The following is a 24,743-nucleotide window of genomic DNA, read 5'->3' as shown; positions in this document are numbered from 1 at the left end:
ACCCGACCGCCGCACCCGGGGCCGGGGCAGCCGGTCCGCGACCGCGCCGCCGATCAGCAGGAGCAGCACCAGCGGCACGGTCCGCGCCGCGGCCACCGGCCCCACGGCCGTGCGGCCGCCGCCGGAGACCGGCACCGCGAACGCGGACGCGGCCGTTGCCCGCCGTTCCTGCCGAGGCCGGTGATGACGGCCGTGGCCGTCGGCAGGGTGTGGTTGCGGCCCGCCCGGGCGGGCCTGCCGGACGGGCGGAAAGCGGCGGCGAGGGTCGCCCGCCGACCGTCGCCGCCCCGCGGCCCGCCGGTCATCGGATCGGGGACCTCTTCGTCCCGGCGGACGGTCAGTGGGTCGGGTCCCCGTGCAGCCGGACCGAGCCGAGTATCTTGCGGACCGTCGCGTCCGGGATCTCCTCCTTGACGCCCTTCGCCCCGTACAGAGTCCAGGAGACGAAGTCCCCCTGGGAGTTCTTGAAGGCGAAGGTGGTCGCCTTGCCGTCGGTGTCGCACTTGTGCACCTTCGGCACGCCGTTGGTGTACGACGTGGCGACGCTGCCCTTGACGCCGGAGGTGGTGGTGAAGGGCTTGGCCGAGCCCACCGTCAGGTACTTCTTCTCGGCCTTGGTCTGGTTGGTGTAGCCGCCGTACGCGAAGAGCGCGGCGTCCATGCGGGCGATGCTGGCGGTGTCCTTGCCGCCGTCCTCGCCCTTGGTGCCGCTGGCCGCCAGCGACGACGTCTCGGCGTGGCCGTCCTTGTCGTCGTCGGAGGAGCAGTAGTTGGACTTCAGGAAGGCCGGTGCGGAGAAGCCGATGTACGGCGAGCCGTCCCCCTTCTTCTGGTCCTCGAAGAAGGTGAAGACGCCGGGGGAGTCGACCTGCCAGTCCGGCGGCACGTCGAAGGCGGTGCCGTACTTGGGGTTCACCACGACCTTCCAGCCGGGCACCGTCGGCTTCTCGGTCTCGTTGCCGCGCGGGTTGTCGTCCGAACCGGACGCCGACGTGCCGGCGGACACGGACGCGGAAGGGCTCGCCTTGGTGGTGGAACCGCCCCCCGCCTTGTCGTCCTTGCCGCCGCCCAGTACCACGGCACCGGTCACCGCGGCGGCCACGACGACGGCCGCGGCCGCGACGATCGCGACGATCTTCGTCCGGTTCCCGCCGTCCCCGCCCTGCGGCGGCTGCGGTCCCCCCGCCGGTCCGGGCGGTCCCCACTGCTGCTGCGGCTGGGCGTAGGGGTTGGCCTGCGGGTAGCCGGGCTGCTGCTGGTAGGGATTCGGCTGCTGGTACCCCGGTTGCTGGTACCCCGGCTGCTGATACGGGTTGTTCTGCGGGTTCTGCTCGCCCCCGGGCGGCTGCTGTCCTGGCCACATGAGGTGTAACCCTAGCCGCGCGAGGGACACGATTCGGTCACCGGGGCTTGTCAGGGACGTACCAAAAAGAGACGGCGGTCGCTCCCGGACGCTCTGGTCAGCGCGTCCTACTCGTGAGTAACATGTCGGGCATGAGCGCACACCAGATGTCGATCGGCGAGATGCTCGCCGCCACGGTCCCGATGGTCAGGACGCTGAACCTGGAGTTCCTGGAGACCACTCCGGAGAAGGCCGTGGTCGCCCTCCCGGACCAGAGCGAATACCACAACCACGTGGGCGGGCCGCACGCCGGCGCCATGTTCACGCTCGGGGAGTCCGCCAGTGGCGCGATCGTGCTGGCCGCGTTCGGTGAGCAGCTGTCCCGCGCCGTACCGCTCGCCGTGCGGGCGGAGATCGGCTACCGGAAGCTGGCGATGGGCGCCGTGACCGCCACCGCGACCCTGGGCCGCCCGGCCGCCGAGGTCGTCGCCGAACTGGACGCCGGGCAGCGGCCCGAGTTCCCGGTCTCCGTCGAGATCCGCCGCGCGGACGGTGCCGTGACGGGTGAGATGACCGTCGTGTGGACGCTGCGGCCCAACGGCTGAGCGCAGTCCGCGGACGCAGGCCCCGGCCGGGAGGCGACTCCCGTCCGGGGCCTCGTCGTTCCCGGAGGGGGGTCCGGGGGTCGGGGTGCGTGAACCGTGGCGAGGTGTCCCGTTTGCCCCTGATCCGGAGCGAATTGAGGTCCGTGCGAGTATTCCTTTCGGCTTTGCGTGGGGATACGCATGTGGATACCCGCGGTAACCCCCGTGTCCTTTCACCGATCTGCCGCACCGTCCTTTCCGACTTCTTGTTTCCGGTCGGTAACGTGTGCCAAGGTGAGCCTCCCTGTGGGGTAAAGGCGGTGGCCTGCACGGCATTTGCTACCGCCCTCGCACCCACAGGTCCGCGCCGAAAGGATTGCACCAACGGGGGTGCGCCCACGGGTGTGCACCCGAGGGCACGCGCTTCCCCGGACGACTGCGGATGCGGTCCGGCACCGTGGAAGGAAAGATCTCCGTGCCAACCCCCCACCCCCCACGCCCTCCCCGACCACCCCGCCAAGGAGCCGCCCCGGAGGAGTCGGACCGTGCACTCGTGGCCCGGCTGCGCGACCCCGACGGCGGCCACCACGCCGTCGCCCTGCTGCTCTCCCGGCACTGGCGCGCGAGCTACGACTACGCCGCCGTCTGCCTTGCCGGAGCGGGCGGTTCGGCCTCTATGGTGGCGACCGCCGCATTCCACCGGGTGCTGCGGAGACTGGGCGGAGGAGCGGCCGGCGGCGCCCTGCGGCCCCAACTCCTCGTCGCCGTCCGGGACACGGTCCGGGACTGGGCCGCCGACGAGGCCGCGTGCGTCGTCCTCCCGGAACTGCGCAGGCCGGCGGGCGGCCGCGGACTCCGAGCGGTGCGTGCGGTGTCCTCCGAAAAGCGGCAACTCGCGGAATGGTCTTTCCAGTCCCTTCCCGGTTCCGCCCAATGCCTGTTGTGGCACGCGGAGGTCGAGGCCGAACCCATAACCATACCGGCCGGGCTGCTCGCCCTGGACGCGGATACCGCCGCGGTCGCGCTGGAGCAGGCGCGCGAGCAATTCCGGGCGGGCTGCGTCCGCGCCCACCGGCAACTCGCGCCCACCCGTGAATGCCGTTTCTACAACGCGATCCTCGCCGTCCCGTCCCTTCGGGCCGGCGCTCCACGGCCCGACGTCCGGCGGCATGTGCGGGAATGCCGCCACTGCCGGCTCGCCGACGAGCAGTTCGGGCTCCTCGACGACGGCCTGCCGCTGCTGCTCGCCGAGACCGTGCTCGGCTGGGGCGCCCGCCGCTACCTCGGCTCCCGCGTCCTGCGGACCGTCCCCCCGCGGCCGCGCCCACGGTCCGCCGTGCGGCTCCGCTCCGCCGCCGGTCCCGGCGGACGGCACCGCGGTGCCGTGGCCGGGGGCGGCGGACCGGTGCGCCGGCACCGGACGGCCCTGGTCGTAGGGGTCGGCCTCGCGTCGCTGGCCCTGCTCGCCACGGTCCTGGCCGTCAAGGGCTGGACCGACGGGCGCGGTGTCCCGGGCAGGCCCGTCATCTGGGGCGCGGTGGGCGGCCGCGACGCGGGCACGGGGGAGGCGGGGACGCCGTCCGCCGCGTCCAACGGATCCCCGGCACCCGTCCGCGCGGCCCAGTCGGGCGCGCGCACCGCCGCGATCGCCGGGAACGTCCGGACCGGCCGCGGCGCGGCGGCGCCGGACCCGGGTGCGGACCGTTCCGCCCGCACCGGCCAGTACGGCCCGGCGGAGCCCTGCTCCGGGCGCCGCGACGCCTACGAGACGCGTGACGACCACCGCTCCGCCACGGTCGGCGCCGCGGCCGCCCGTTGCGCATCCGCGCCGACGCGGCCGCCGTCGCCCCGGGGCGACGGCCGGTTCCTCGCCCACACGGTGGAGTCCGCCGTGGGCCGGGCGGTCCGGCTGATCCGCCTCGCCGCCCGGGGCTCCGGCTGCGCGGTCCGGCCGGGTGGCACCGTGGTCCTCCACAGCCCCTCCGCTCGCGGCGGGCTCCTGCCCGGCCGGGCAGGAGCCCGCACTGCGGGCGTCGCGCGCGGTCCGTCCGACGGTGCCGTCCGGACCGCCGCGGGGGCGGGCCCGTCCTGCGCCCGTGCGCTCGGCGCGCGGGACGGCGCCCTCGCGGCCGCCGCTCGGGGGGCGGGCGCCGTCGTCCGGTCGCGCCCGGCGGACACCGCCGCCGGTGGGCGTCCGCCGCGCGCTGCCACGGGGGAGCGGCGCGCGGCGGCCCTGCCGTCCGGCACGGGCGCCGGAGCCGTACCGTCCGCGGACAACGGTGTCGGGCGGGCCGCGGACAACGGTGTCGTACCGGCCTCGGACAACGGTGCCGTACCGGACGGGCGGGCCCCGCACCGTGGGTCCGGGGCGTCGGCGCCCCGGCCGGGTGCGCCCGTCGCGGCGCACGGAGCACCGTCCCCCTCCGCCGCGGGCCCCGGCGGTGGCCTTCGGACGGCCGGGAGACCCGTGGCCCGGCCGCGGACCCCCGCCGCCCGGCTGCGGCACGAGACGGTCGCCGACCGGGACCGGCTGATCCGGTGCGGACGGTGAGCCGGTCATGCGATCCGGGGGCGGGACCGGCGAGGAGTGCGGTGGTACGCCTGCCGGGCGCGGGCCCACGGGTCCCGGTCCGGCGGTAGATCGGCCCGGGGGCGCATCGAACCCGGGCCGGTGACCGGCCGAGCGCCGGGCGCGTGGCCACGGGGCAGGACACCGAACCGCCGGCGTGGTGCGTGGGCCGTGAGACTCCGGGCCGGACGTCCACCTCGGTGGGAGCGAGGCATCCCGTGCCGGGCGCCCGCCTCCCGGCCGGAACCCGTCGCCCGGGTGCCCCGGGGCGTCGTCGGCCGGGCCCCGCTCCGGGGCGAGCAGGTACGCTTCCCGGGGGCGCGCCGAGCGTGTCCACCGGTACGTACGGACGCGAACTCGGGGAGGAACCGGCGGTGCACGTCCAGGAATGGCTCGACTCCGTACCCGCGGTCGCCGTCTACGCGATGGTGGCCCTGGTCATCGGTCTGGAGAGCCTGGGCATCCCGCTGCCGGGCGAGATCGTCCTGGTCTCCGCCGCGCTGATGTCCTCCCAGCACTCCGCGATCGACCCCGTCGTCCTCGGCGCCTGCGCCACCGCGGGCGCGGTCGTCGGCGACTCGATCGGCTACGCCATCGGCCGCAGGGGTGGCCGGCCGCTGCTCGCCTGGCTCGGGCGGCGGTTCCCGAGCCACTTCAGCGAGGGGCACGTGGCCACGGCCGAGCGGTCCTTCGAGAGGTGGGGCATGTGGGCCGTCTTCTTCGGCCGCTTCGTCGCCCTGCTGCGGATCTTCGCCGGGCCCCTCGCGGGCGTGCTGCGCATGCCGTACTGGAAGTTCCTCGTCGCCAACGTGCTCGGCGGCATCTGCTGGGCGGGCGGCACCACCGCCGTCGTCTACTACGTCGGGATCGTCGCCGAGTCCTGGCTGAAGAAGTTCTCCTGGCTCGGCCTGGTGGCCGCCGTGCTGATCGGGCTGGTGTCGATGCTGGTCCTCAAGCGCAGGGCGAAGAAGGAGCAGACCGTCCCGCGGGAGACCGAGGCGGCCGAGCCCGTCCCCGTCCGGGACTGACGGGCCCCACCGTCCCCGCGGGGGCCGGAACCCTACGCGTGCACGTCCCGGTGCGCCGTCGCCAGGTCCGCGTACATCGTGCCGTTGAGCGTGATCCCCCGGCGCTCCTCCTCGGTCAGTTCGCGCCGCACCCGGGCCGGCACGCCCGCGACCAGCGAACCCGGCGGCACCTGCATGCCCTGCGGCACCAGCGCCTGGGCGGCGACCAGCGAGCCGGCGCCGATCACCGCGCCGTTGAGCACCGTCGCGCCCATGCCGACCAGGCAGTCGTCCTCCACCGTCGCACCGTGCACGACGGCGTTGTGGCCGATGGAGACCCGCTCGCCCACGGAGACGGGGAAACCCGGGTCCGCGTGCAGCGTGCAGTTGTCCTGCACGTTGCTGCTCGCGCCCACCGCGATCCGTTCCACGTCACCGCGCAGCACCGCGCCGTACCAGACGCTCGCGCCCGCGGCGAGCGCCACGTCCCCGACGACCGTGGCCGTCGGCGCCACGAACGCCTCCGGGTCCACGCGCGGCTCCCGGCCGCCGATGCCCGTGATCAGGGCCTGGTGGTGCGTCATCCTCGTCTCCTCCCGCTGCGGGTACCGCCTCCGAACGCTACGTCATCCGGTAGGGCGAAGATCACAGGGCTCCCGGAGGCCGGGCCGCGCCCCCGCTGAGTACCGTGAGCGGGTGCCCAAGAGCAAGAACGCGTTCTCGTCATGGCGGCGTCGTCTCGCCCAGCGCGCCGTCCACGCGGGCTGGGCCTGGGTGCAGCGGGCGGGCTCGGTGTCGGACGAGCACCCGGGACGGTTCCGCTTCGGATCGATGGGTGAGGGCACCAGACTCGCCTTCCCGCTCGGCACCGTCTTCGGCGAACCCTGGATCCACCTCGGGTCCTACTGCATCGTGGCCGAGCAGGTGACCCTGACCGCCGGCCTGATGCCCGACCTGGACCTCGGCCCGGACCCCATCCTGCGCATCGGCGACGGCGTGGTCCTGGGCCGCGGCAGCCACGTGATCGCCGACACGGCCGTCAGCATCGGCAACGACTGCTACTTCGGGCCGTACGTGTACGTCACCTCGACGAACCACTCCTACGACGACCCGCACGAGCCGATCGGCCGGCAGTGGCCGCGGATGGAGCCGGTGGAGATCGGGCCCGGCTGCTGGATCGGCACCGGCGCCGTGATCCTGCCGGGCGCACGGATCGGGCGGAACGTGGTGGTCGCGGCGGGTGCGGTGGTGCGCGGCGCGGTGCCCGACCATGCGGTGGTCGCCGGGGCGCCCGCCCGCGTCGTGCGGCGCTGGACGCCCGCCGAGGGATGGCAGCCGCCGCTGCGGACGCCCGCCCCCCAGCCGATCCCGGACGGGGTCACGTCGGAGCAGCTGTCGGCGCTTGCCGCACTGGACGAGGAGGGCGCGGCCCGGCTCGCCGCCCTCGACGGGACGGGCGCGGCGGTGGCGGAGCGGGCGGCCGGCGCCCGGCTCGCGGAGCTGGAGCCCGAGGTCTGACCCCGGGGCCCGTGGGCCGTTCCATTCGCAGCCGGTGGCCGGGGGTGTCCTCAACCGGTGGCCAGGAGCAGCGTCCCCAGCAGGGCCAGACCCGCACCGGCCGCCTGGATCGCCCGCAGGCGCTCGCGGAGGAACCCGCGCGCGGCGAGGGCGGTCACCACCGGGTAGAGGGAGGCGAGGACCGCGGCCACGGTGACCGGGCCGTGGTGGGCGGCGACCGAGTACGTGCCGTTGGCGGCCACGTCGGCGAGCCCGACGAAGGCGAGCGCCGGCAGCGAGCGCCAGGGGAAGCCGCCGCGCGGCAGCACCGCCGTGCCGCGCCGCGCGGAGAGGTACAGCGCCGTCCCGCCCGCGGCCACGTTCGTCACCCGCTGCACGAAGAGCGCCAGGAACAGGCCGGTCACGGTCGTGGACGCCTCGGCGATCAGGGCGAAGACCGTGCCGAAGCCGAGTGCGGCCACCAGGGTCAGCCAGATCGCCTGCCGCTGCACCGCCGCGCCGCCGAGCCGCGGCCCGCCCGCGAGCACCACGCCCGCGACGGCGACCGCGATGCCCGCGACCTGGAGCAGAGCCGGGCGCTCGCCGAGTGTGAGGCCGACGGTCACGGGCACGGCGACGCTCAGGGTGGCGAGCGGCGACACCACGCCCATCGGGCCGAGGGCCAGCGCCTTGTAGAAGGAGAGCATCGCCACCGGGCCGACCAGGCCCGCGGCGAACGCGAACCAGAGCCGCGGCCCGGCCTCGCTCCAGCCGTCGGTGGCCGCCACGACCACGCCCAGCACGGCGGCCGCGACGGTCTGGGAGACCACCACGACCGTGAGGGCGGGACTGCGCCGGGTGAGCAGCCCGCCGCCGAAGTCGGCCAGGCCCCACAAGAGGCTGGTGGCCAGGGCGAAGAGTGCTGTCACGGGGGCCTCGCAGTACAGTTCGGTGAACGATCCGGTGCACCCCACCGTAGTTCAAACCAGTGAACTCTGTCATTCAGAATATTGGACGGAATGTGTCGGACCTCGACCTGCTGACCCAGTCCCTGGCGCGCAACGTCAAGCGCTGGCGCACCGAGCGCGGCTTCACCCTGGACACGCTCGCCGCCCGCGCCGGAGTCAGCCGCGGCATGCTCATCCAGATCGAGCAGGCCCGCACCAACCCCAGTCTCGGCACGGTCGTCAAGATCGGCGACGCCCTGGGCGTCAGCATCACCACCCTGCTCGACTACGAGCAGGGCCCGACGGTCCGCGTCGTCCCCGCCGACCAGGCCGTCCGGCTGTGGCACACCGACGCCGGCAGCTACAACCGGCTGCTCGCCGGCGTCGAGGCCCCCGGCCCGCTGGAGATGTGGGAGTGGCGCCTGATGCCGGGCGAGGCCAGTCCCTCCGACCCGCACCCCGCCGGCACCGTCGAGCTGGTCCACGTCACGGCCGGGGAGCTGACGCTCACCGTCGACGGGGCGCCGTACCGCGTACCGGCCGGCGCCAGCGCCTCCTTCGAGGCCAACACCCCGCACGTGTACGGCAACGAGGGCGCCGTGCCGATGGACATGGTCATGGCCGTCTCGGTCCCGCCCGTGCACTGAGACACCGACCCGGCCGCTCCGCCCCGCTGCTAGCGTGCGCCCATGCGCGCACCCATCGGAGACTTCGAGCACGCCGCACCGGCCCCGGACCGACTCGACGACCTGGTCGGCCCGGTCGCCGACGCCCTGCGCGGCTGGCGCGGCAGCGTCCCCGCCGAGCGGATCGTCTACGTCGAGACCGACCCGCGGTGGGCCGACACCGCCGTCTTCGTCGAGCACTACGGCCGCGACCTGCTGGACACGTCGGCGAACTGCGTGGTGGTCGCGGGCCGGCGCGGCCAGGAGACACGCCTCGCCGCGTGCCTGGTGCCGTCCACCGCCCGCGTCGACGTCAACGGTGTCGTGCGCCGCCGGCTCGACGCCCGCAAGGCGTCCTTCGCGGCGGCGGACGTGGCCACCGGAGAGACCGGCATGGAGTACGGCGGCATCACGCCGATCGGACTGCCCGCGGGCTGGCCGCTGCTCGTGGACCCGGCGGTCGTGGACCTGCCGTACGTCCTGGTCGGCAGCGGCTGGCGGCGGGGCAAGCTGCTGGTGCCCGGCAAGGCGCTCGCCGAGCTGCCGGGCGCCGAGGTGGTCGACGGCCTCGGCGTCTGAGCCCGGCCCGGTCCCGCGCCGGGGTGCCGCTCAGGCCGCCGCGTGGTGGGCCAGGGCCCGGTGAGGGTCGGCCGCTCCCGGCACCGGCGCGGGATCGGCGTGCACCAGCGCCGCGGTGAGTCCCGGCACCGCGTGCAGCAGGGCGTGCTCCGCGTCGACCGCCACCTCGTGCGCCCGGCGCACCGTCAGGTCGCCCTCCACGACGACCGCCACCTCGGCCCGCAGCCGGTGGCCGATCCAGCGCAGCCGCAGCTCGCCCACCCCGCGGACCCCGGGCACCGCGGCGAGCGCTGCCTCGGCGCGGTCCACCAGAGCCGGGTCGACCGCGTCCAGCAGGCGCCGCAGGACCTCGCGCCCCGCGTCCCGCAGGACCAGCGCGATCGCGGCCGTGATGGCCAGGCCCACGACGGGGTCCGCGAGGTGCCATCCGAGGGCCGAGCCGCCGGCGCCCAGCAGCACGGCCAGCGAGGTGAAGCCGTCCGTCCGGGCGTGCAGTCCGTCGGCGACCAGCGCGGCCGAGCCGATCCGCCGGCCGACCCGGATCCGGTGGCGGGCCACCCACTCGTTGCCCGCGAAGCCGACCAGGGCCGCCGCGGCCACCGCGGGCCACTCCTGGACCGGGCGCGGATGCAGCAGCCGCTCCGCGGACGTCCAGGCGGTGAAGGCGGCCGACGCGGCGATCGTCAGCACGACCACCAGACCCGCGAGGTCCTCGGCCCGGCCCAGACCGTAGGTGAACCGGCGGGTGGCCGCTCTGCGGCCGAGGACGAAGGCGACGCCGAGCGGCACGGCGGTCAGCGCGTCCGCCGCGTTGTGCACCGTGTCGCCGAGCAGGGCCACGGAGCCGGAGACGGCCACCACCAGCGCCTGCACCAGGGCCGTGGCGCCCAGCACCGCGAGGGAGACCCACAGGGCGCGCAGGCCCTGGGCGGACGACTCCAGCGCGGGGTCGAGCCGGTCGGCGCTCTCGTGGGAGTGGGGGGTGAGCAGATGCCCGAGGCGGTGCCGCAGGGTGGACCACGCCCGGCCGCCGTGTTCGTGGTCGCGCGCGTGCTCCTGCCCCGATCCGTGCGGGTGGCTCTGGCTGTGGCCCTGCCCGGGTCCGTGGCCGTGCCCCTGCCCGTGCTCGTGGTGGTGCCGCTCGTTCACGTGGGTCCCCTTCCGTGCCGCGGGAGGTGGACGCCCGGCGTCCACGAGGCCATTATGTGCGTATGAGCGCACGCATGCACCTGTCAGCTGCACCTCATGCGCATCCGCGCACTCCGGGCGAGGAGCAGTTCACGCTCGCGGCCGAACTCCTGGCCCTGCTCGGCGACCGCACCCGGCTGGCGCTGCTCCACGCACTGGCGGGCGGGGAGGCCGACGTCTCCACGCTGACCGGGGCGTGCGGCGCGGCGCGGCCCGCGGTCAGCCAGCACCTGGCGCGCCTGCGGCTGGCCGGGCTGGTGACCACCCGCAAGGAGGGCCGCCGCGTGGTCTACGCCCTGCGCGACGGCCACCTGCGCCGGATGGTGGACGAGGCGCTCAGCGTGGCGGACCACCGGCTCTCCGGCCGTCCCGCGCACGACTGACGCCTCGCACCTGTCCGGCGTCCCGCGTACGACTGACGCCCCGCGTAAGCCTGACGCCCCGCGTGCGCGGGGGCCGGTCGGCGGTGCGGTCAGGCGTACTCGGCGAGGCCGAGGTACTGCTCCGCGAAGGCGGCCGCGGCGGCGGGGGACGTGAACAGGCGGCGCAGCCGGGCCAGCGTGGTGCCCGCCCGGAACGGGTCGCCGGACGCCGCGCCGTGGTAGACGTCGGACAGCCACTGCGAGAACTCCTGGTAGTCCCACACCCGCCGCAGGCAGGCGTCCGCGTAGCCGTCCAGGCCCGCGTCGTCGCCCTCGACGAGACGGGCGGCGAGCGCGTCGCCGAGCAGGAACGCGTCGTGCAGTGCCAGGTTCATGCCCTTCGCGGCGATCGGGGCGGTGAGGTGGGCGGCCTCCCCGGCCAGGAACAGCCGCCCGGACGCCATGGGTTCGACCACGTAGTCGTGCATGTCGAGGACACGCTTCTCCAGCAGCGGTCCCTCCACCAGCGGCGGGGCGTCCGCCGCCGCGAGCCGGCGGTGCAGCTCCGCCCAGACGCGGTCGTCCGGCCAGTCCCCGGGGCCGTCGCCCGGCGCGCACTGGAGGTAGTAGCGGGTCACCTCGGGGCTGCGGGGCATCTGCCCGGCGAAGCCGTCGGGGTGGACGCCGAAGAGCACGCGGTCGGAGGTCGGCGGCGCCTCGGCGAGCAGCGCCAGCCAGCCGATGCCGTAGTCGTGGCGGGCGATCCGGGTGCGCTCCTGCGGCAGGGCCGACCGGCTCACCCCGCGGGCGCCGTCGCACCCGGCGACGAAGTCGCAGCGGATCAGCCGCCGTTCACCGGTCGTGGGGCATCGGTACGACACGGCGGGCCGGTCGGTGTCCGTGTCGTGGACCTGTACGTCGCTCACGCCGAAGCGGATGTCGCCCTCGCGCACGTCGGCGTAGGTGCGCACCAGGTCGGTCACCAGCAGCGGCTGCGGGTACACCCAGTGATGACGGCCCGTCAGTTCGGTGTAGGGGAAGGGGTGCGAGCGGCCGTCGAAGCGGAACTCGCACGCGGTCTGGCGCTGGGCCGCGGCCAGCAGGCCGTCCGCCAGGCCGCGTTCCTGCAGTCCGCGGACGACCGCGTCCTCGATGACCCCGGCCCGCGGCCGCTGTTCTACGAACTGCCGGGTCTCGGTTTCCAGGACCACGCAGTCGACGGAGGCGGCCCGCAGGATGTTGCCGACGGTGAGCCCGGCGGGGCCGGCTCCGACGACGACCACCGGAACGTGCTCGGGGGACGGGGAGTCGGGGTGGGGGGAGGTGTGCGTCACCCGAACATTATGACGGTGTCCCGTCAACCACGGCGGGGTGCCGCGGCCGACGGGACACGTCGGGGGATCGGGTGGCGTCAGTGCGCGGGGGCGTCGGTGACGACGACCTCGTCGATGCTCCGCTCGATCTGCTCGGTCCTGGACGCGGTGGCGCGGGCCCAGTAGTAGATGCCCAGCGAGAAGGCGGCGACGACCAGCATGTCCCACCACAGGCCCAGGTGGCCCTGGCCGCCGAAGCCGCCCTGCCACGAGATCAGGCCCATGCCCAGCAGGTAGCCCGGCAGCCACTGCGCCGCCTTGAACTCCATGCGCGGGGCGTCCGGCATGCCCTTGCTCGTGGCGTACCAGGCGTAGGCGCCGAGCAGCACGTAGCCGAGGACGATGGCCACGCCGAGGCGCCACAGGGTGTCCCAGCCGGCCCAGTAGATGATCAGGTTGGCCACGACGAAGGACAGCGGGGCCAGGACCTTGCCCGCAGGCAGGCGGTACGGGCGCTCGTGGTGCGGCAGGCGGTCGGCGAAGACGCCGTAGGCCAGCGGCGCGCCGGCGTACATCAGGACGCTCGCCGAGGTGATGAAGCCGACCAGCTCCTGCCAGCTCGGGAACGGCAGGAAGCAGACGATGCCGGTCACGAAGGAGATGATCAGGCCGAACCACGGCACGCCCCGGGCGTCGGTCTTGGCGAAGACCTTGGGCGCGTAGCCGTTCTTCGACAGGCCGTAGGACACGCGCGAGGTGGCGGTGGTGTAGATCAGGCCGGTGCCGCCGGGGGAGACGACCGCGTCCAGGTAGAGCACGACGCTGAGCCAGCCGAGGCCGACCACGGTCGCCAGACCGGCCCACGGGCCGCTGATGCCGGGGAAGTTGAGATGGTCCCAGCCGTGCGCGAAGGAGCCGAGCGGCAGCGCGCCGATGAACACGACCTGGAGCAGGACGTAGATGGTCGCGCCGATGGCGACCGAGCCGAGCGTGGCGCGCGGCAGGTCCCGCTTGGGGTCGCGGCTCTCGCCCGCGAGCTGGATCGCCTGCTCGAAGCCCAGCAGGGCGAAGATGATGCCGCTGGAGCTGATGGCGCCGAGCACGCCCTTGGCGCCGAACGGGGCGAAGCCGTGCGCGGTGAAGTTGTGCGGGTGGAAGTTGCCCACCGCCACGATGAAGATCGTGGCCAGCGGCACGGCGATCTTCCACCAGGTGGCCGCGCTGTTGGTGTGGGCGAGCACGCGCACACCGAGGAAGTTGACCGCCACGAAGACGGCCATGAGCACCACGGCGACGAAGAAGCCGCTGGTGGTCAGGGTGCCGTCGGCGTGCTGGAAGCCCTTGGCGAAGTCCCAGTGAGCGGCGTAGCCGATCATGGCCTCGACCTCGATGGGGGCCACGGTCGCCGCCTGCAGCCAGGAGAACCAGCCGAAGGACATGCCGGCCAGGCCGCCGAAGGCGTAGTGCGGGTACCGGGCCGTGCCGCCCGCCACCGGGAACATGCCGCCGAGTTCGGCATGCACGAGCGCCAGCAGCACGATCGCCACCGTACCGATCAGCCACGAGATGATCGCTGCGGGGCCGGCCTGCACGACCGCCTTCTCGGCTCCGTAGAGCCAGCCGGATCCGATGATGGAACCGACCGAGGCCCACATCAGTCCGATCAGCCCCACGTCCCGTCGCAGGGCGGATTGGTCCCGCGCGACGGCGGGGGCTGCATGGTCCACTTTCACCATGTCAAGGGGCCTCTCATTGTCTGAACACCGAATTAACGTCAATGGCGGCTCAGACTAGGAATAGAGGGCCCGCAACAGAAGAGCGCAGCCGGAGATTTGACCCTTTGCATGGGACTCCCTTTGCGTGCTCTTTGCACAGGTCAGCCGTGGTCGGCAGAATGTTTCTATTCAGTTGCGGATTGTCAGAAGAGCGTGACACATGTCACCGCAGGCGCGGAATTTCGACGGCCGGGCAACGGTCCATCACCATGTAGAGTCCAGCCGCGCGGGCGCGCGCGAACGCCGCGTCGTCGACGACGCCGAGCTGGAACCAGACCGCCCGGGCGCCCACCGCGACCGCCTCGTCGGCCACCGGCCCCGCCAGCTCGCCGTTGACGAAGACGTCGACGACGTCCACCGGGAAGGGGATGTCCGCAAGCCGGGCGTGGCCGGGCTCGCCGTGCACGGTCTCCGCCTTCGGGTGCACCGGCACGATCCGCTTGCCGAACCGCTGCAGCACCGCGGCGACGCCGTACGCGGCCCGGTTCCGGTTCGACGACAGACCCACCACCGCCCAGGTGTCGCCCAGCTCGGTCAGGATCCTGCGGATCGTCGCTGCGTCGCCGTGCACCACGGCCTCCTCGGCGTCGGGGAAGATCTGTCGACGGGACCAACAGCGGCTCACGCCGGCCGATTCCCCGCCCGCGGACCGCCTCGGCCGGCACGGCGGAGGACGGCATCCTGTCCGGAAGGTGCGCCACATGCCTGCGCGCGGCGCTCCGCACCCCTACGCTCGGGCCGTGCTGCGCATCATCGACGCCAGAACCGGCGCGCCCGTGGAGGCCGCCCCCGCCCGCCGTGGGCTGACCCGCATCGTGGCCCACGCGTCGGGCTTCGACGCCTCCGGACTGCGGGTCCTCCTCGTGGCCGATCTCCTCGTCCGCGCCCTGGAAATGGGCGGCACCCCGGTCTGGGCGCTGCTCACCGGCGATCGCGAGCAGGCCGAACTGCGGGCGGGCGCCGAGTCCCTGGGCATCCGCCCCTTCGAGGACAGCCGCGACCTCGGCGCCGGGCTGGGCGAGGCCCAGGCCGTCCACGTCGTCGGCGTGAACGGCGGGACGCCCGACGCCGTCCGGATCGCCGTGGCGCCGGTCGACCCCGCCGTGCCGGTCGCCCCCGCCCTCGACGGCGACCCCGCCGTGTGGCGGCTCGCGCTGCTCGGCAGCGGCCGGTCCCAGCCGCTGCGGCTGGACGCCGAGGCACTGGAGACGGCCCGGCACACCCTCGCCCGGTGGCGGGGCGCGGTCGCCGACTGGGCGCGGCGGCCGTCGCGGCCCGTTCCCGAGCAGGTCCGCGGCCGGCTGCGTGACGCCTGGGAGGACGACCTCGACGTGCCGGCCGTCCTGCGCGTGCTGGAGTGGGTCGAGACCCGACCGGACCTGCCGGACGGCGCCCGGTTCGAGACGTACGCCTACGCGGACCGGCTGCTGGGCCTCGACCTCGCCCGGGACGTGGGCGGTGCGTCGTGACCGACGCCCGCGGGGACGGCCGCCCGCTGCGCCGGCTGGTGGTGCTGCGGCACGCCAAGTCCGCCTGGCCCGAGGGCGTCGCCGACCACGAGCGGCCGCTGTCCGGGCGGGGCCGCCGGGACGCACCGGCCGCCGGACGCGCGCTCGCCGAGGGCGACTGCCTGCCCGACGTCGCGCTGTGCTCCACCGCCCGCCGCGCCCGCGAGACCTGGGACCTGGCCTCCGCGCAGTGGGGCACACCGCCCCCGGTGCGGTTCGACCCGCGCCTGTACGCGGCCGGCGCGCCGGCCCTGCTCGCGGTCGTGCGGGAGGCTCCCCCCGAGGCCGGCACGGTGCTCCTCGTCGGCCACAACCCCGGTCTGGAGCAACTCGTCCTGGACCTGGCCGGGGACGGTCTCGACGACACGCTGGACCGGCTCCGGACGAAGTTCCCGACCTCCGCCGTCGCCGTCCTGGCCTGGCACGGCGCCCGCTGGCGCGATCTCGCACCCGGCGCGGCCGTTCTGACCGACCTGACCGTGCCCCGGGGCGCGCGGCCGTAGCGTGCCCTGTGCGGCGGTCGCCGCGGCTCAGCCCACGTGGACCCGGGGGCGGCGGGACGGTTCCCGCTCGGCGCGGCGGAGCACCTCGCGGGTGACCGGCGCGACCTCCCCGTCGCCGAAGACCAGGAACCGGATCAGATGGCTGACCGGGTCGCCCTCCGTCCAGTGGAAGTACACGTGCGGGACCTGGTCGGTGCGGTCGCGCAGGGCCAGCAGGATCGCCGCGATCGCGTTCGGCACCGTCGGCCCCTGCGCCCGCAGCCGGCGCACCCCGTGCTTCTCGTCGCCGTGCACGGCGATGTCGGCGGTGAAGTCGGAGGAGTCCCGCACGAAGACCTCCAGGAACAGCACCGGCGTGCCGTCCGGGATGGGTGTGTGGTCCTGCTGGTCGCGCTCCTTGGCGCGGTACTCCCGGCTGCTGTGCTCCTGCGGCTCGTTGGCGATCAGCTGGAGCGGCCCGCTGCGGGCGGCCTCGTCCAGGATCCGCTCCGCCGCCTCGTCGAAGACCACCTCGGCGGCGCGCAGTTCGAAGGCCCGGTGCACCCGCGAGCCGAAGGAGGTCACCAGGATCGCCACGATGAAGATCGCGGCGATCTTGATGCCGTCGGGCCGCTCCACCACGTTGGCCACCAGGGTGTACCCGAAGACCGCGGTGATCAGCCCGAAGCCCACGGCGGCGGCCCGGTGGCCGCGGCGGCGCACGGCGACCGTGGACGCGAACGACGCGGACAGCATCAGCACCAGCACACCGGTCGCGTACGCCCCGCTCTGCGCGTCGACGCTCGCGTGGAACCAGCAGGTGATGAGGACGGCCGCCGCCATGAACACCAGCACCAGCGGCCGCACCGCCCGGGTCCACTCCGGCGCCATGCCGTAGCGCGGCAGGTACCGCGGGACGAGGTTGAGCAGACCGGCCATGGCGGACGCGCCGGCGAACCAGAGGATCGCGATGGTCGAGACGTCGTAGACGGTGCCGAACGCCTCGCCCAGGTGCTGGTGGGCCAGGTAGGCCAGCGCGCGCCCGTTGGCCGGGCCGCCGTTCGCGAAGGCGTCCTGCGGGATCAGGATGGTGGTGGCCAGGCTGGACAGCATCAGCAGGCAGCTCATGATCACGGCGGCCGTGGTGAGCAGCTTGCGGGTGTCCCGGATCCGGCCCCGGGGCTCGTCGTAGGTGTCGTCCCGGTCTCCCTCGATCTGCGGCATCACCGCCACGCCCGTCTCGAATCCGGACATGCCGAGGGCCAGCTTGGGGAACACGAGCAGCGCCACGCCGACCATCGCCAGCGGGGAGGAGTGCCCCGCGCTCAGCGCATGGGTCCAGTCGCCGATCCGCACCGGTTGGCTGAGCACCTCCCACGCGGAGACGGCCAGGACCACCACGTTGAGCGCCAGGTAGGTGCCCACCAGTGCCACCGCGATGCCGATGGCCTCCCGGAAGCCCTTCAGGAAGATCGCACCGAGCGCCGCGAGCAGGAACAGCGTGATCCACAGGTTGGAGTCGTGCATCGACTGCGGGGCGAACGGGTTCTCCACCACGTGCGCCGAGGCGTCGGCGGCCGACAGCGTCATCGTGATCATGAAGTCGGTGGCGGCGAAGCCCAGCAGCACCAGGACGAAGATCTTCCCCGCCCACCAGGGCAGCAGCCGCTCCAGCATGGCGATCGACCCCTCGCCGTGCGGGCTCTCGCGCGCGACCCGGCGGTACACGGGCAGCGCGCCGAGGAGGGTCAGCACGATCAGGACGAGCGTGGCGAGCGGGGAGAGCAGTCCGGCGGCCAGGGCGGCGATGCCGGGCTGGTAGCCGAGGGTGGAGAAGTAGTCCACACCGGTCAGGCACATCACCCGCCACCACCGGTGGCCCTCATGCCCGGTGTGCGGGGTGCGGTGCGGGCCGGGATGGCGGGCAGTCTGCTCGCTCAGGCCCTCCAGGAGCCAGGCGCGCCAGCGGGCCCTCGCGGCGGCCGGCGGCGGTGCGCCGGCCTCCGGGGCGTCCTGGCTGCCGACCTCGGTGCCGGTCATGCGGTGCTCTCCTGTGGTCGTTCGGGGCCCGGGGCCGGGCGGCCCCGCAGCATGATGCCCGCTGCCGGGCCCGCGCAGCGAGTATCCACCAGACGGCCGTCCGCACCTGCGGCGGGCCGTCCGCGGACCGTTGCATAGGCTGGCCGGATGCAGGACGAGTACCGCACCGTCGCCCACTCCGGCGTGCACGAGACCGAGGTCAACCGCTCCCGCTTCCTGTGCGCGCTCGCCCCGGCGGCCACCGAGCAGGAGGCGCAGGACTTCATCGCCTCGGTCCGCAGGGAGCACGCCGACGCCAGCCACAACTGCTGGGCCTACGTGATCGGCGCCGACGCCTCGGTCCAGAGGGCGAGCGACGACGGCGAGCCGGGCGGCACCGCCGGTGTGCCCATGCTCCAGATGCTGCTGCGCCGCGACATGCGCTACGCGGTCGCCGTCGTCACCCGCTACTACGGCGGCGTCAAGCTCGGCGCCGGCGGGCTGATCCGCGCCTACGGAGGGGCCGTCGGCGAGGCGCTGGACGCGCTCGGCACCCGCACCCGGCGCCGCTTCCGCCTGGCCACGGTCACGGTGGACCACCAGCGCGCCGGAAAGCTGGAGAACGACCTGCGCGCGACCGGCCGCGCGGTACGCGACGTGCGCTACGCCGAGGCGGTCACCCTGGAGATCGCCCTGCCCGACGCCGACGTGGACGCCTTCCGGGCCTGGCTCGCCGACGCCACCTCCGGCACGGCCCGCTTCGAGCCGGGGGGCGAGGACTACGGCGACGTGTGACACGCGGGGCGGGGGCGCCGGGCCCGGGGCGTCGAGGGATCGGCGCGGGTGACTTTTCGGGCAGAAGCGGACGCAATTGCCGTACGGGGCACGGTATGGCGGCCGATACGGGAGCAACCGCCCGTGATGTCGGACCCGCCGGTTAGTCTTCGGGGATCATGAGGCTGCTGCACACTTCCGACTGGCATCTGGGCCGGGCGTTCCACCGGGTGGACCTGCTCGGCGCCCAGGCCGAGTTCATCGCGCACCTCGTCGCCACCGTGCGTGAGCGCGCCGTCGACGCCGTACTCGTCTCCGGGGACGTGTACGACCGCGCGGTGCCCCCGCTCGCCGCCGTCGAGCTCTTCGACGACGCCCTGCACCGCCTCGCCGGCCTCGGCGTACCCACGGTGATGATCTCCGGCAACCACGACTCCGCCCGCCGCCTCGGCGTCGGCGCAGGGCTCATCGACCGCGCCGGGATACACCTGCGGACCGAGCCCTCGGGGGTCGCCGCCCCGGTGGTCCTGCGCGACGCCCACGGGGACGTGGCCCTCTACGGACTGCCCTATCTCGAACCGGCCCTCGTCAGGGACGCGTTCGGCGTGGACAAGCCCGCCCACGAGACCGTGCTCGCCGCCGCCATGGACCGGGTCCGCGCCGACCTCGCCGGCCGGCCGCCGGGCACCCGCTCCGTCGTCCTCGCGCACGCCTTCGTCACCGGCGGCCGGGCCAGCGACAGCGAGCGCGACATCACCGTCGGCGGTGTCGCCGCGGTCCCCGCGGGTGTCTTCGACGGCGTCGACTACGCGGCCCTCGGCCACCTCCACGGCTGCCAGACCATCACCGAGCGCGTGCGCTACTCCGGTTCCCCGCTGGCGTACTCCTTCTCCGAGGCAGCCCACCGCAAGAGCATGTGGCTGGTGGACCTCGGCGCCGACGGCGCCGTCACCGCCGAACGCGTCGACTGCCCCGTCCCCCGCCCGCTCGCCCGCATCCGGGGCCGCCTGGAGGACCTGCTCGCCGCACCCGACCTCGCCGCCCACGAGGACGCGTGGGTCGAGGCCACCCTCACCGACCCGGTGCGCCCGGCCGACCCCATGGCCCGGCTCACCGAGAGTTTCCCGCACACCCTCAGCCTCCTCTTCGACCCCGAGCGCGCCCCGCAGGACCCGCAGGTGTCCTACGCCCGCCGCCTCGCCGGCCGCAGCGACCAGGAGATCGCCGAGGACTTCGTCGCGCACGTCCGCGGCGCCGGCCCCGCCGAGGACGAACGGGCCGTACTGCGCGACGCGTTCGACGCGGTGCGCGCGGGCGCCACGGTCCGGGAGGCGGCCCGTTGAGACTGCACCGCCTGCAGATCACCGCCTTCGGCCCCTTCGGCGACCACCGGAGCGTGGACTTCGACGCCCTGTCCGCCGCGGGCCTCTTCCTGCTGCACGGACCGACCGGCGCCGGCAAGACCTCCGTGCTCGACGCCGTGTGCTACGCCCTCTACGGCGCGGTCCCGGGCGCCCGCCAGGGCATGACCCTGCGCAGCGACCACGCCCCGCCGGCCACCCCCACCGAGGTCGTCCTCGAGCTGACCGTCGCCGGACGCCGGCTGGAGCTGACCCGGCGGCCGCCCTGGGAGCGCCCCAAGAAGCGCGGCACCGGCACGACCGTCGAGAAGGCCGTCAGCCTGCTGCGCGCCCACGACCCGGCGAGCGGCACCTGGAAGGACCTCAGCCGCTCCCACCAGGAGATCGGCGAGGAGATCACCCACCTGCTCGGGATGAGCCGCGAGCAGTTCTGCCAGGTCGTCCTGCTGCCGCAGGGCGACTTCGCCCGCTTCCTGCGCGCCGACGCCGAGGCGCGCGGCCGGCTCCTCGGCCGGCTCTTCGACACCCACCGCTTCGCCGAGGTGGAGAAGCACCTCGCCGAGCGCCGCCGCGCCACCGAGGCCCGGGTGCGCGAGGAGGACGCCGCGCTGCTCGCCGATGCGCACCGCATGCAGCAGGCCGCGGACGGCGGCATGGACCTGCCCGACCTGACACCGGGCGAACCGGGCCTGGCGGACGCCGTGCTCACCGCCGCCGCTGTCGCCCGCAGCACCGCCCGCGAACAGCTGGCCGTCGCCCGCATCCGCCTGGAGACCGCCGAGCGCGCGCACGCGGACGCCGAGCACGGTCTGGAGTCCGTCCGCGAACGAGTCCGGCTGCAAAGGCGGTTCGCCGAGGCCCGGGAGCGCGCCGCACGCCTGGCGGAGCGGGCCGGTGCGCACCGCGAGGACGAGACCCGGATGGAGCGGGGCCGCAAGGCCCAGACCGTGGCCCCGGCCCTGGAGCTGCGGGACAGCGCCGAGACCGCACACCGGCGTGCGACCGACGCCGAGGCCCGGGTGCGCGACCTGCTCCCGGAGAGGTACGCCGGCGAGGGCGCCGCAGGCCTCGCCGCCGCCGCCCGCAGGGCCGCCGAGGAGCTCGGCGGACTGGACGCGGCCCGCCGCGCCGAACAGCGCCTTGCCGGCCTCCACGACGAGCGGGCCGACGCCGACCGGCAGGAACGCGCCGACGCCGAGGCGCTCGAGGAGGCCGAAGCCTGGCTCGCCGGCTGGGAGTCCACCCGGGCCGGACTGCAGGAGCGGATCGAGTCCGCCCAGGACGCGGCCGCCCGGGCCGAACAGCTCGCCGCGCGCCGCGAACCGGCGCAGGCGCGGCTGACGGCCGCCCGGCGGCGCGACCGGCTGACCCGCGACGCCGACGACGCGCACGCCCGCGCCCGCGCGTCCGGCGAGCACGCGCTCGCGGCGAAGGGGCACTGGCTGGAGCTGAAGGAGCAGCGGCTGGCCGGCATCGCCGCCGAACTCGCCGCCCACCTCACCGACGGTGCCCCGTGCGCCGTCTGCGGCTCCGCCGACCACCCCGCCCCCGCCCGCCGGGCCGCAGGACACGTCGACCGCGACGCGGAGGAGAGCGCCCTCGCCGCCCACCAACGTGCCGACGAGCAGCGCGCGGAGGACGAGGGCCGCCTCGGCACGGTCCGTGAAGCCCTCGCCGCCGCGACCGCCGAGGCGGGCGACGCCCCCACCGACCGGCTCGCCGAGGAGGCGGCCGAACTGGACCGGCTGTGCACCGCGGCCCGCCGGGACGCCGCCGCGCTGCACCCGGCCCGCGAGGAACTGCGCGCCGCCGAGCAGGAGCACGAGCGGCGCCTCGCCGACCGCCGCCGCGCCGAGGTCCGGGCGGCGTCCCGGCACACCCGCCGCGACGCCCTGGACCGGGAGCAGACCGCACTCGAGGAGCAGCTCGCCCGGGCCCGCGGCGACGCCGGCACCGTCGCGGCGCGCGCCGCCCACCTGGAGCGGACCACGGCACTGCTCACCGACGCGGCCGACGCCGCACGGGCCGCCGAGGAGAGCGCCGCGCGGCTCAAGGACGCCGACGGCCGGCTGGCCGAGGCCGCCTTCCGGGCCGGCTTCGACACCCCGCGGCAGGCCGCCGCCGCCCTTCTCGACGACACCGCCCACCGCGAGCTCCAACGGCGCCTGGACGCCTGGCAGTCGGAGGAGACCGCCGTCCGTACCGTGCTCGCGGAGGCCGAAACCGCCGCCGCGGCCGCGCAGCCGCCCGCCGACCCGGCCACGGCCGAAGCCGCCGCGGCGGCGGCCGCCCGGCACGCCCGCGACGCGGCCTCCGCCCGGGACGCCGCCGACCGGCGCTGCACCGCGCTCGACCGGCTCTCCGCCCGGGCGGCCGAGGCGACCCGCCGGCAGGGCCCGCTCCGCGAGGAACACGACCGCGTGGCCCGCCTCGCCTCCCTCGCCGCTGGCACCGCCGCCGACAACGAGCGCAGAATGCGCCTGGAGTCCTACGTCCTCGCCGCGCGCCTGGAGCAGGTGGCCGCCGCCGCGAGCGTACGGCTGCAGCGCATGTCCTCCGGCCGCTACACCCTGGTCCACTCCGACGACCGGACCGGACGCGGCCGCAGCGGACTCGGACTCCACGTCGTCGACGCCTGGACCGGCCGGGAGCGGGACACCGCGACGCTCTCCGGTGGCGAGACGTTCTTCGCCTCCCTCGCCCTCGCCCTCGGCCTCGCCGACGTCGTCACCGACGAGAGCGGGGGAGCGGGACTGGACACCCTCTTCATCGACGAGGGCTTCGGCAGCCTCGACGACCAGACCCTCGACGAGGTCCTCGACGTCCTCGACTCCCTGCGCGAACGCGACCGCAGCGTCGGCATCGTCAGCCACGTCGCCGACCTGCGCCGCCGCATCCACGCACAACTGGAGGTCGTGAAGGGGAGAGCGGGGTCGACGCTGCGGCAGCGGGGTGTCTGACGCGGCTTCGCGGGGGCGGCGCCGAGGCAGACAGAAGGATCGGCCTCGCCCGAAGGGCGGCCACGGCGGGCACGGGGCGGCCGGCAGGGCCGGCCGCCCTGGCTCCCTCAGAGTGCTGCCAGCTCGTCGACCAGGTCGTCCAGGCCGAGGGAGCCCTGGGACAGGGCTGCCATGTGCCAGGTCTTGAGGTCGAAGGAGGCGCCGCGGTTCCGGCGGGCCCGCTCGCGGCCCAGCAGCCAGGCGCGCTCGCCGAGCTTGTAGCCGATGGCCTGGCCCGGGATGGTGAGGTAGCGGGTCAGCTCGCTCTCCACGAAGTCCGCCGGACGGCTGCTGTGCGCGCCGAAGAACTCCTGGGCCAGCTCGGGCGTCCAGCGCTCGCCCGGGTGGAAGGGGGAGTCGGCCGGGATCTCCAGCTCCAGGTGCATGCCGATGTCGACGATGACCCGGGCGGCCCGCATCATCTGGGCGTCCAGGTAGCCGAGGCGGTGCTCCGGGTCGGTGAGGAAGCCGAGTTCGTCCATCAGGCGCTCCGCGTAGAGCGCCCAGCCCTCCGCGTTGGCGCTCACCATGCCGACGGTGGCCTGGTAGCGGGAGAGGTCCTGTGCCACGTGCGCCCACTGCGCGAGCTGGAGGTGGTGGCCCGGCACGCCCTCGTGGTACCAGGTCGAGACCAGGTCGTAGACCGGGAAGCGGGTCTGGCCCATGGTCGGCAGCCAGGTGCGGCCGGGGCGCGAGAAGTCCTCCGACGGCTGGGTGTAGTACGGCGCGGCGGCGCTGCCGGGCGGCGCGATGCGCGACTCCACCTTCCGCACCCGCTCGGCGAGTTCGAAGTGCGTGCCGTCCAGGTCGGCGATGGCCCGGTCCATGAGGTCCTGCAGCCACTGGCGGACCTCGTCGACCCCCTCGATGTGCGTGCCGTGCTCGTCGAGGTGCGCGAGGGCCACCCATGGTGTGGCGGCGCCGGGCAGGATCTTCTCCGCCTCCTGCCGCATCTCGCCGAGGATGCGGTGGAACTCCGACCAGCCGTAGGCGTACGCCTCGTCCAGGTCCAGGTCGGTGCCGTTGAAGTAGCGCGACAGGCGCGCGTACCGGTCGCGGCCCACGGTGTTCGGCGCGGCCTCGACGGCCGGCGCGTACACGTCGCGCATCCAGTCCCGCAGCTCCACGACGGCCGCCGTGGCGGCCCGCGCCGCCTCGTCCAGCTCCGTGCGCAGCGACGCCGGTCCCGCGGAGGCGAAGTCCTCGAACCAGCCGAGGCCCTTGCCGTCGGTGTCCGACCACTCGGTGAGCTGCGTGACGAAGGTGGCCGTCGGTCGGGGCCCGGCGTGCAGCTTGCGCTCCAGGCCGAGGGCGAGGGACTCGCGGTAGCCCGCCAGGGCGCCCGGCACGGCGCGCAGCCGCTCGAGGACCGCCGCCCAGTCCTCGTCGGTCCCGGTCGGCGTCACCGTGAACACCTCGCGCACGTGGTGCGCCGGGGTGCCCATGTTGCCCACCGAGCGCAGGCCCTCCTCGGCCTCGTGGACCGCGAGCTCCGCGGTCAGCCGCTCGCGCAGCAGCCGGGCGCACCGGCGCTCGACGTCGCGGTCCGCGCCGGGCCGCCGCTCGGCCTCGTCGAGGCGGGCGAGGGTCGTGCGGGCCAGCTCGGCCAGCGCCTCCTGGCCCCTGGGGGAGAGGTCGGGCAGCCGGCTGTGGCTCTCCCGCACGCCGAGGAACGTGCCGGTGACGGGGTCGAGGGCGACGAGAGCGTCGACGTAGGCGTCGGCGACCTGACGGGGCAGCAGACTCTTGGTGTCAGACATGCGGCCCATCCT

General features: G+C 74.9%; 21 protein-coding genes. 12 read left to right on the top strand and 9 right to left on the bottom strand.

The genetic code is table 11. The features are described from left to right. Nucleotides 1-337: 337 nt before the first annotated feature. Complete coding sequence (locus tag P3H78_RS13425) at nt 338-1,363, bottom strand: DUF8017 domain-containing protein (RefSeq protein ID WP_276109156.1); 1,026 nt, start codon at nt 1,361-1,363, stop codon at nt 338-340. A 146-nt stretch (nt 1,364-1,509) separates the two neighbouring features. Between P3H78_RS13425 and P3H78_RS13420 the strand changes: the two genes are divergently transcribed. The 3 genes from P3H78_RS13420 (at nt 1,510) to P3H78_RS13410 (ending at nt 5,523) form a co-directional block, all read left to right on the top strand. After that, complete coding sequence (locus tag P3H78_RS13420) at nt 1,510-1,947, top strand: DUF4442 domain-containing protein (RefSeq protein WP_276109236.1); 438 nt, start codon at nt 1,510-1,512, stop codon at nt 1,945-1,947. A gap of 532 nt (nt 1,948-2,479) precedes the next feature. Continuing rightward, on the top strand, nt 2,480-4,477 hold the full coding sequence (locus P3H78_RS13415) for a hydrolase (RefSeq protein WP_276109155.1): 1,998 nt from the start codon (nt 2,480-2,482) through the stop codon (nt 4,475-4,477). Between the two features lie 392 nt (nt 4,478-4,869). Next, nucleotides 4,870-5,523, top strand: coding sequence for a DedA family protein (locus tag P3H78_RS13410; protein ID WP_276109235.1), 654 nt, complete (start codon nt 4,870-4,872; stop codon nt 5,521-5,523). Nucleotides 5,524-5,555: 32 nt separating this feature from the next. On the opposite strand, the gene P3H78_RS13405 is transcribed toward P3H78_RS13410, so the two are convergent. Further along, nucleotides 5,556-6,086: a gamma carbonic anhydrase family protein gene (locus P3H78_RS13405; protein ID WP_276109154.1), complete on the bottom strand. Its 531-nt coding sequence runs from the start codon at nt 6,084-6,086 to the stop codon at nt 5,556-5,558. A gap of 112 nt (nt 6,087-6,198) precedes the next feature. On the opposite strand from P3H78_RS13405, the gene P3H78_RS13400 reads away from it, so the two are divergent. After that, the gene (locus tag P3H78_RS13400; protein ID WP_276109153.1) at nt 6,199-7,020 is read left to right on the top strand and encodes an acyltransferase; all 822 of its coding nucleotides are present in this window, start codon (nt 6,199-6,201) and stop codon (nt 7,018-7,020) included. A 50-nt stretch (nt 7,021-7,070) separates the two neighbouring features. Here the strand turns inward: P3H78_RS13400 and P3H78_RS13395 are convergent, their stop codons facing one another. Beyond that, on the bottom strand, nt 7,071-7,928 hold the full coding sequence (locus tag P3H78_RS13395) for an EamA family transporter (RefSeq protein WP_276109152.1): 858 nt from the start codon (nt 7,926-7,928) through the stop codon (nt 7,071-7,073). Nucleotides 7,929-8,020: 92 nt separating this feature from the next. On the opposite strand from P3H78_RS13395, the gene P3H78_RS13390 reads away from it, so the two are divergent. Continuing rightward, complete coding sequence (locus tag P3H78_RS13390; protein ID WP_276109151.1) at nt 8,021-8,593, top strand: helix-turn-helix domain-containing protein; 573 nt, start codon at nt 8,021-8,023, stop codon at nt 8,591-8,593. Between the two features lie 42 nt (nt 8,594-8,635). Then, entirely contained in the window at nt 8,636-9,190 is a 555-nt protein-coding gene (locus tag P3H78_RS13385) for a YbaK/EbsC family protein (RefSeq protein WP_276109150.1), read from the top strand. A gap of 30 nt (nt 9,191-9,220) precedes the next feature. On the opposite strand, the gene P3H78_RS13380 is transcribed toward P3H78_RS13385, so the two are convergent. Further along, nucleotides 9,221-10,339, bottom strand: a complete 1,119-nt coding sequence (locus P3H78_RS13380) for a cation diffusion facilitator family transporter (RefSeq protein WP_276109149.1) — start codon at nt 10,337-10,339, stop codon at nt 9,221-9,223. A 62-nt stretch (nt 10,340-10,401) separates the two neighbouring features. Between P3H78_RS13380 and P3H78_RS13375 the strand changes: the two genes are divergently transcribed. After that, entirely contained in the window at nt 10,402-10,761 is a 360-nt protein-coding gene (locus P3H78_RS13375) for an ArsR/SmtB family transcription factor (RefSeq protein ID WP_276109148.1), read from the top strand. An 89-nt stretch (nt 10,762-10,850) separates the two neighbouring features. Here P3H78_RS13375 and P3H78_RS13370 read toward each other — a convergent pair whose 3' ends face one another. From P3H78_RS13370 to P3H78_RS13360, 3 genes are all read right to left on the bottom strand, one after another. Then, the gene (locus P3H78_RS13370; RefSeq protein WP_276109147.1) at nt 10,851-12,074 is read right to left on the bottom strand and encodes a 4-hydroxybenzoate 3-monooxygenase; all 1,224 of its coding nucleotides are present in this window, start codon (nt 12,072-12,074) and stop codon (nt 10,851-10,853) included. A 77-nt stretch (nt 12,075-12,151) separates the two neighbouring features. Beyond that, a complete protein-coding gene (locus P3H78_RS13365; protein ID WP_276109146.1) occupies nt 12,152-13,789 on the bottom strand; it encodes an APC family permease in 1,638 nt (545 codons plus the stop codon). Between the two features lie 202 nt (nt 13,790-13,991). Beyond that, nucleotides 13,992-14,399: a CoA-binding protein gene (locus P3H78_RS13360; RefSeq protein ID WP_276109234.1), complete on the bottom strand. Its 408-nt coding sequence runs from the start codon at nt 14,397-14,399 to the stop codon at nt 13,992-13,994. A gap of 169 nt (nt 14,400-14,568) precedes the next feature. Here P3H78_RS13360 and P3H78_RS13355 point away from each other — a divergent pair, with 169 nt between their 5' ends. Next, nucleotides 14,569-15,297: a hypothetical protein gene (locus P3H78_RS13355; protein WP_276109145.1), complete on the top strand. Its 729-nt coding sequence runs from the start codon at nt 14,569-14,571 to the stop codon at nt 15,295-15,297. Beyond that, complete coding sequence (locus P3H78_RS13350; protein ID WP_276109144.1) at nt 15,294-15,839, top strand: SixA phosphatase family protein; 546 nt, start codon at nt 15,294-15,296, stop codon at nt 15,837-15,839. Before P3H78_RS13355 ends, P3H78_RS13350 begins: the two co-directional genes overlap by 4 nt. Before the next feature lie 27 nt (nt 15,840-15,866). Here the strand turns inward: P3H78_RS13350 and P3H78_RS13345 are convergent, their stop codons facing one another. Next, the gene (locus tag P3H78_RS13345; RefSeq protein ID WP_276109143.1) at nt 15,867-17,858 is read right to left on the bottom strand and encodes an APC family permease; all 1,992 of its coding nucleotides are present in this window, start codon (nt 17,856-17,858) and stop codon (nt 15,867-15,869) included. A gap of 147 nt (nt 17,859-18,005) precedes the next feature. Here P3H78_RS13345 and P3H78_RS13340 point away from each other — a divergent pair, with 147 nt between their 5' ends. The 3 genes from P3H78_RS13340 to P3H78_RS13330 all read left to right on the top strand — a co-directional run bounded on the left by P3H78_RS13340 (nt 18,006) and on the right by P3H78_RS13330 (nt 22,932). Then, entirely contained in the window at nt 18,006-18,632 is a 627-nt protein-coding gene (locus P3H78_RS13340) for a YigZ family protein (RefSeq protein WP_276109142.1), read from the top strand. A gap of 158 nt (nt 18,633-18,790) precedes the next feature. Further along, nucleotides 18,791-19,954 (top strand): exonuclease SbcCD subunit D, encoded by a 1,164-nt coding sequence (locus P3H78_RS13335; RefSeq protein WP_276109141.1) that lies wholly within the window; start codon nt 18,791-18,793, stop codon nt 19,952-19,954. Beyond that, nucleotides 19,951-22,932 carry an AAA family ATPase gene (locus P3H78_RS13330; protein WP_276109140.1) on the top strand — a complete coding sequence of 994 codons (2,982 nt, stop codon included), beginning with the start codon at nt 19,951-19,953 and terminating at the stop codon, nt 22,930-22,932. Before P3H78_RS13335 ends, P3H78_RS13330 begins: the two co-directional genes overlap by 4 nt. A gap of 107 nt (nt 22,933-23,039) precedes the next feature. On the opposite strand, the gene P3H78_RS13325 is transcribed toward P3H78_RS13330, so the two are convergent. Then, nucleotides 23,040-24,731, bottom strand: coding sequence for a DUF885 domain-containing protein (locus P3H78_RS13325; RefSeq protein ID WP_276109139.1), 1,692 nt, complete (start codon nt 24,729-24,731; stop codon nt 23,040-23,042). Between the last annotated feature and the right edge of the window lie 12 nt (nt 24,732-24,743).

Origin of the sequence: Streptomyces tropicalis, assembly GCF_029269835.1 — a bacterium.
GTDB classification, from domain to species: Bacteria; Actinomycetota; Actinomycetes; order Streptomycetales; family Streptomycetaceae; genus Streptomyces; species Streptomyces tropicalis.
The sequence above is the reverse complement of the archived record's forward strand: the minus strand, read 5'-3'. Positions and strand labels throughout refer to the sequence as shown.